Here is a 6,192-nt window from a genome sequence, read left to right on the forward strand (position 1 = left end):
AAAATCGCCAGACAATGAACAGCTTGGTCTATTATTGACGGAATAACCGATCTGATTCACCCAACTAGCACTATCAGGAGCATTGCCCCATGGCCGAGAAGCCCGGATTTTCCACTGCATCTATCCACGCGGGCTATGACCCGGACTCCCACCTCGGTCCGATCAACATCCCGATCTACGCCTCCACCACCTTTGCGCAGAACGGGCTCAATGAGCTGCGCGGTGGATATGAGTACTCCCGCGTTGCCAACCCCACCGTGGCATCTCTGGAACGCACCATTGCAGCGTTGGAAGGTGCCAAGCACTCTGTGGTGTTTTCCTCGGGCATGGCTGCGACCGACACGGTGCTGCGTATCCTGCTGCGCCCCGGGGACCACTTGGTCCTGGGCAATGACGCTTACGGAGGAACCTGGCGTTTGATCGACACCGTGTTTGGCGCGTGGGGAGTCGAGTACACCGTCGTGGACACCACCGACGTCGCCGCTGTCGAGGCCGCCATCAACGAGCGCACCAAGCTCATCTGGCTGGAGACTCCTTCCAACCCCTTCCTCAATATCACCGACATCGCAGAGGTAGCCAAGGTCAAGGGGCAGGCGACGCTCGTGGTGGACAACACCTTTGCCACGCCTTACCTCCAGCAGCCGCTGGAACTTGGTGCGGATGTCATCGTGCATTCCTCGACCAAGTACCTCGGAGGCCACTCAGACGTGGTCGGTGGAGCCGTGGTGTGCAACGACGACGCTCTCGACGAGGAGCTGCGCTTCTACCAGGGAGGTGTGGGTGCAATTGCTAGCCCCTTCGACGCCTACCTCACAGCCCGCGGCATCAAGACGCTCGCGGTGCGCATGGAGCAGCACTCTACGAATGCGGAGAAGATCGCTGCGCTACTCGACGCCTCCGAGCACGTCAAGGAAGTCCACTACCCAGGGTTGAGCACGCACCCGGGACACGCGGTGGCCGCACGGCAGATGCGCCGCTTTGGCGGAATGGTGTCAGTCAGCTTCCACACCGAGCAAGCAGCTCGTGAGTTCTGTACGTCCACCGAGCTGATCTGTCTAGCCGAGTCGCTGGGCGGCGTGGAGTCCCTGGTGGAGCACCCCGCCAGCATGACCCATCAGTCTGCTGCCGGCTCGCAGCTGGAAGTCCCGCGCGAGCTGGTCCGCATCTCCGTGGGCATCGAGGATGCCCACGACCTGGAGGCAGACGTCGCCCGCGCGTTGCAAGCGCTGAGTTAGGCGACCTCGCTGGCCCCGTCGACGCCGCGGTTGCGCAGGGCGCGTTCCACGCCGTCTACACCCTCGCGGATCACGCGGCGCAGGCCAGCCGGAATGTCCTCGCGCTGGGCAAAGGACTTGCCACGCTCAACACCCTCTGGCGAGATGTCCCAGGAGGGGAAGAGCGCCTGAGCAACTTGCAAAGCCATCTCGGAGGTGAACTCATTCCAGATGCGCTCGACCTGCCCAAAGTAGGCCTCGTTGAACTGGTGCAGCGACTTTTCGCCGCCGGGGAAGTGGAAGCCTTGCGCCAGGTGGCGAGCATCCAGGTTGCCCAGAGAACCAGAGGTCAGCTCCTCCCAGACACGCGCCTTGTTGGCCTCCGAAGGCACTGCAGCGCGCGCCTGAAGGGCGTGCAAGCGACCGGATGCGGTGCGGTCGCTCTCCTCCTGGGCGGCGATGAGGTCTTCACCTCGGTCGCCACGTCCCACCAACGCGGTGGTGGCACGCCAACGACGCTCGGCATCGGAGTCGTCGAGAAGCGAGACGAAGAACTCTGCGGCCTCGTCGGTGAGTTCTACCTTGGACAGGGCTTGCTCAAAGACCAGCGCAGCCTCCGGGTTGCTGCCACGCGCGCCGGCGAGCAGGGCATCGACGAGCACGGTCGAGGACTGAGCCCACGCCGGATCGGCGTACTTGCGCTGGGCGGTGGTGGCCTGGCTCAGGATGCGCTCGAGGACGGCCAACTCGGTTTCTGTCTGAGCTCCCCGGGCGACCAGCTCGACGAATAGGCGCGCCGGGAGGCGGCCATCACGGGTCATCTCCCAGGTTGCCGACCACAGGAGCGTGCGGGCCATCGGATCGGTCATCTTCTCGATGTTGCCCAGCGCGCAGGCCAGCGACTTTTCGTCGAGGTCGATCAGGGCGTAGGTGAGGTCGTCATCATTCGGCAGGATGAGATCTGCCTGCGTATCGATGCCCTCCACCGGCGTGCGCTGGCCAGAAATGTCGAGCTCGACGCGGCCGGTGCGCACAATCTTGTCGCCTTCGACGTTGTAGGTTCCCACGGCCAGACGGTGGGTGCGCAGCGTGTCCCCGGACTGGACGAGTTCGCTGGTCTCGCGATCGAAGGAGACGTGGTTGACGCCGGTCGTCTTCAGCCACTGGTCAGCCCAGAAGGACAGATCGCGCCCGGAGGTGTGCTCCAGAGCGGAGAGCAGGTCGTCGAAGGTCGCGTTGCCAAAAGCGTGGCGGGCAAAGTGCAGACGAACCCCGGCGAAGAATTCCTCGCGCCCCACGTACGCCTGCAGCTGCTTGAGCACGCTCGCACCCTTGGCGTAGGTAATGCCGTCAAAGTTCTGCTCTACCGTCTCGATGTCCTCGGCGGAAGTGGACACCGGGTGGGTGGTGGGCAGCTGATCCTGGGCATAGGCCCACGCCTTTTCCACGTTGGCAAAGGTCACCCAGGCGGTGTCGTACTGAGTCTCCTCTGCCTGAGAGATGGCCGCGGCCCAGGTGGCAAAGGACTCGTTGAGCCACAGATCTCCCCACCACTGCATGGTGACCAGGTCGCCGAACCACATGTGCGCCATCTCGTGCAGAACGGTGTCTGCCCGGCGCTCGTAGCGGTAATGGGTGGCTTGAGAGGTGAATACGTACTCGTCTCGCAGGGTCACGCAGCCCGCGTTCTCCATTGCGCCCATGTTGAACTCGGGCACGAAGAGCTGGTCGTACTTGCCAAAGGGGTAGGCGTAGCCGAAGTTGCGGTGGTAGAAGTCAAAACCCTGCTTGGTCTCGGTAAAGAGGCGCTCGTGGTCCAGGTGCTCGGCGATGGAGGCACGGCAGAAGATCGACATGGGAATCTCCAGCTCGTGCGGTTGGTCCTGCGGGGTCTGCTCGTGGTGGGTGAGCTCGCCGCGCCAGGTGTCGCTGAACTCTGCGTAGGGGCCCACGCAGATTGCCACCAGGTAGGTGGACAATGGGTAGTCGATGCGGGCACGGTGCGTGGCGCCCTCTACCGTGGTCGGCGCGTTGAGGATCACGCGGTCGTTCTCATTCGCAGTGACCTCGAGGTCGTAGGTGGCCTTCATGTCCGGCTGGTCGAAGCAGGCGAAGACGCGCTTGGCATCCGCGGTTTCAAACTGGGTGTACAGATAAGCCTGGTCATCGGCCGGGTCCACAAAGCGGTGCAGGCCCTGGCCGGTGTGGGAATAGGCGATCGTGGCTTCGACCTGCAGGACGTGGTCACCCGGCTGCACGGTCAGGGGGATTCCGTTTTCGGCGCTGACATTGGTCAGGTCGAGCTCGCTGCCGTCGAGAAGCACCTTCGAGACATCGTCGGTGTTCAGATCAATAAACGTGTCGCCGGCTGCGCGAGCGGTAAAGATCGCGGTGGTGCGAGAGCTAAAGCGCTCGCTACCGGTGACGTCGAGAGCGACGTGGTAGTGCTGCGCCTCGATGAGCTGGGAGCGCTCGCGGGCCTCAATTTCGGTGAGATTTAAAGAAGACATGGGACACACTTTAGGTCGTGTCATTAGGCTGGCGGGCAAGATTTTTCCCCCTTCGAAAGGAATTACCCCATGACTCAGTCCGTTTCGTTCTGGTTCGATGTCTCCTGCCCCTTCGCGTGGATGACTTCCCGCTGGATTAAGGAGGTGGAAAAGGTCCGCGACATCGATGTGACCTTCGTTCCTATGTCTTTGTCGGTGCTTAACGACGGCCGTGACATCCCCGAGTCTTACGCACACAAGATGGAGGCAAACTGGGGCCCAGCACGAGTGTTTGCCGCGGTGGCAGACCAGGAGGGCGCTGCCAAGGTGGACGAGCTCTACACCGCAATGGGCACGATCGTGCACGTAGAGGGCGAATCCGGCAAGACAGGTTACGGTGCCTACAATGACGTGATCGCCCGCGCGTTGGAGCAGGTCGGGCTGGATGCGGATTACGCCGCACACGCCGATGATGAGGGCGGCCAGGCAGAGCAGTCGTTGCGCCGCTACCACCAGGAGGCGCAGGATTTGGTCGGCGACGACGTGGGAACCCCCGTGGTCAAGCTGGGTGATACCGCCTTCTTCGGCCCGGTGATCACCCGCCTGCCGGAGGGCGAGGAAGCCGGAGAGATCTTCGACGCTGCTGTGCGACTGAGCCAGTACCCCTACTTCTTTGAGCTCAAGCGCTCGCGCACCGAGGCTCCGCAGACCAAGTAGTTTTTCCAGACAACGAGGCCCGCCTGCCCGCTATGCTGTGAGCCATGCGCGTATACATTGCTGCTGACCACGCTGGATTCGACATGAAGGGCACCCTGAGCGAGCACCTCAAGGCTCAGGGCCACGAGGTGATCGATTGCGGTGCCCACACCTACGACCCCGCCGATGATTACCCCGCATTCTGCATTGAGGCCGCTCAGCGAGTGGTTAACGACCCCGGCTCGCTGGGCATTGTTCTCGGCGGGTCCGGCAACGGTGAGCAGATCGCAGCCAACAAGGTCAAGGGCGCGCGTTGTGCTCTGGCCTGGTCGGTCGATACCGCGCGCTTGGCGCGTGAGCACAACAACGCCCAGCTGATCGGCCTGGGCGGCCGCATGCACTCCGAGGAGGAGGCCAAGGCGATTGTCGACGCATTCGTCGAACAGCCCTGGTCGGAGGAGGAGCGCCACCAGCGCCGCATCGACATCCTGAGCGACTACGAGAACACCGGTATCGCACCAGAGCTGCCGGAGGAGTAATTCGTACTGAGTACGCACCAGGCCCCCGCGTTCATGAGATAACGCGGGGGCCTTTTCGTCGGGAAGGGTAGCGGATAAGGGGTTAGTCGAATCCCAGGTCAAAGCCGAGGTCGAAACCGCCGCCGTCTCCACCGAAGAAGTCGCCGCCGAAGAATCCGCCGTCATCACCTCCGCCGAAGTCTCCCGCGTCACCGCCGAAGTCTTCGCCTCCCATGTCGGCGCCGTCGCCCATGGCCCCAGCATCCTCGAATCCCTGGTCATAACCGGCTTCGAAAGCGGCCGCGGACGGGGCACCGGCCATGCCCGAGAACATCATGGAGAACATCATGACCGAGGACATGGACCACATTCCTGAGACCATTGCTGGCGCCCACCACGGGGTGGAGTACCAACCGGCAGGCACCGGGCGTCCGGCGACGTTGCCACCGGGGTAGTAGTTCGGAGTCTCGTCGGAAGCAGTCGGGGAAGCCGTAATTGTCTGGCCTTCGTGCTCGATGGTGCGGCGCTCGGTGACCTGGCCGGCCCTGCGCTGGCCCTCCAGCGGGGGCAGTTCGGGGCCAGCGGGCATGCCCATGATCTCGCGCGCGGCGTTGACGTAATGCAGGCCCTCCAGAGCGGATTCCCGGGCGAGCAGGAACTCCTTCTCGGTCTGCGCAGTGGACATGGCGGAGTTTGCTGCGTTGTAGCGCTCCGAAGCGTCGGCCATCGCCTGGGTAGAGGCGGTGTCTGAGCCTGAGATGGTTAAAACCTGGCTACCCAAGCGTTCAATCCAGCGCTGGGCGTCAGCGCGGGCGTCGGCGGCCCGGGACTGGGTGAGCTGCTGTTGCTTCTTCTTGCCGCCCATACTGGTGGCGGCAGCTCCGGCGATGACCGCGATGGCGATGATGAGAATTAAGGACACGGTGCTCGTTCACTCCTCGGATCGGTGTGTACTTAAATCTAACGCTAAGGCACCTCAGAAAGTTCCCGCTGGCCGGGGGTTTTATCCTTTGCGTGTGGTGTTGTATGCTGCTTATCACCGCATGGGGATGTCGTATAGTGGCTAATACCTCAGCCTTCCAAGCTGAAGACGCGGGTTCGATTCCCGTCATCCCCTCCACGTATCCGCTCCGACTCGAGTTGCGCAACTCTAGGCAGAGCGGATTTTTTATTATGTGCACCGGGGCGTTTTGGGGTTAAGGTGCAAAATGTGTGTCCGCTCGGCGTGTCGCCTGCCGGGCACACTGGTTGCTACTTCAGGGGGCCTTTCCGAAT

General features: G+C 62.7%; 5 protein-coding genes and 1 tRNA gene. 4 read left to right on the forward strand and 2 right to left on the reverse strand.

Going from position 1 to position 6,192, the window contains the following annotated elements; translation table 11 throughout:
- The first annotated feature begins 89 nt into the window (after positions 1 to 89).
- Positions 90 to 1,235, forward strand: coding sequence for a cystathionine gamma-synthase (locus tag FHE74_RS10025; protein WP_139466379.1), 1,146 nt, complete (start codon positions 90 to 92; stop codon positions 1,233 to 1,235).
- Here the strand turns inward: FHE74_RS10025 and pepN are convergent.
- Complete coding sequence (gene pepN / locus FHE74_RS10030) at positions 1,232 to 3,724, reverse strand: aminopeptidase N (RefSeq protein ID WP_139466380.1); 2,493 nt, start codon at positions 3,722 to 3,724, stop codon at positions 1,232 to 1,234. The two genes, FHE74_RS10025 and pepN, sit on opposite strands and share 4 nt — an antisense overlap.
- 69 nt (positions 3,725 to 3,793) lie before the next feature.
- Between pepN and FHE74_RS10035 the strand changes: the two genes are divergently transcribed.
- Together FHE74_RS10035 and FHE74_RS10040 are read left to right on the forward strand one after the other, a co-directional pair.
- Positions 3,794 to 4,420, forward strand: coding sequence for a DsbA family protein (locus FHE74_RS10035; protein WP_139466381.1), 627 nt, complete (start codon positions 3,794 to 3,796; stop codon positions 4,418 to 4,420).
- A 44-nt stretch (positions 4,421 to 4,464) separates the two neighbouring features.
- On the forward strand, positions 4,465 to 4,938 hold the full coding sequence (locus tag FHE74_RS10040) for a ribose-5-phosphate isomerase (protein ID WP_139466382.1): 474 nt from the start codon (positions 4,465 to 4,467) through the stop codon (positions 4,936 to 4,938).
- An 82-nt stretch (positions 4,939 to 5,020) separates the two neighbouring features.
- Here FHE74_RS10040 and FHE74_RS10045 read toward each other — a convergent pair whose 3' ends face one another.
- Entirely contained in the window at positions 5,021 to 5,782 is a 762-nt protein-coding gene (locus tag FHE74_RS10045; protein ID WP_246049282.1) for a DUF1542 domain-containing protein, read from the reverse strand.
- Between the two features lie 180 nt (positions 5,783 to 5,962).
- Here FHE74_RS10045 and FHE74_RS10050 point away from each other — a divergent pair.
- Positions 5,963 to 6,037, forward strand: a tRNA-Gly gene (locus FHE74_RS10050).
- The last annotated feature ends 155 nt before the right edge of the window (positions 6,038 to 6,192 follow it).

The organism is Corynebacterium tapiri (assembly GCF_006334925.1).
Lineage (GTDB): Bacteria > Actinomycetota > Actinomycetes > Mycobacteriales > Mycobacteriaceae > Corynebacterium > Corynebacterium tapiri.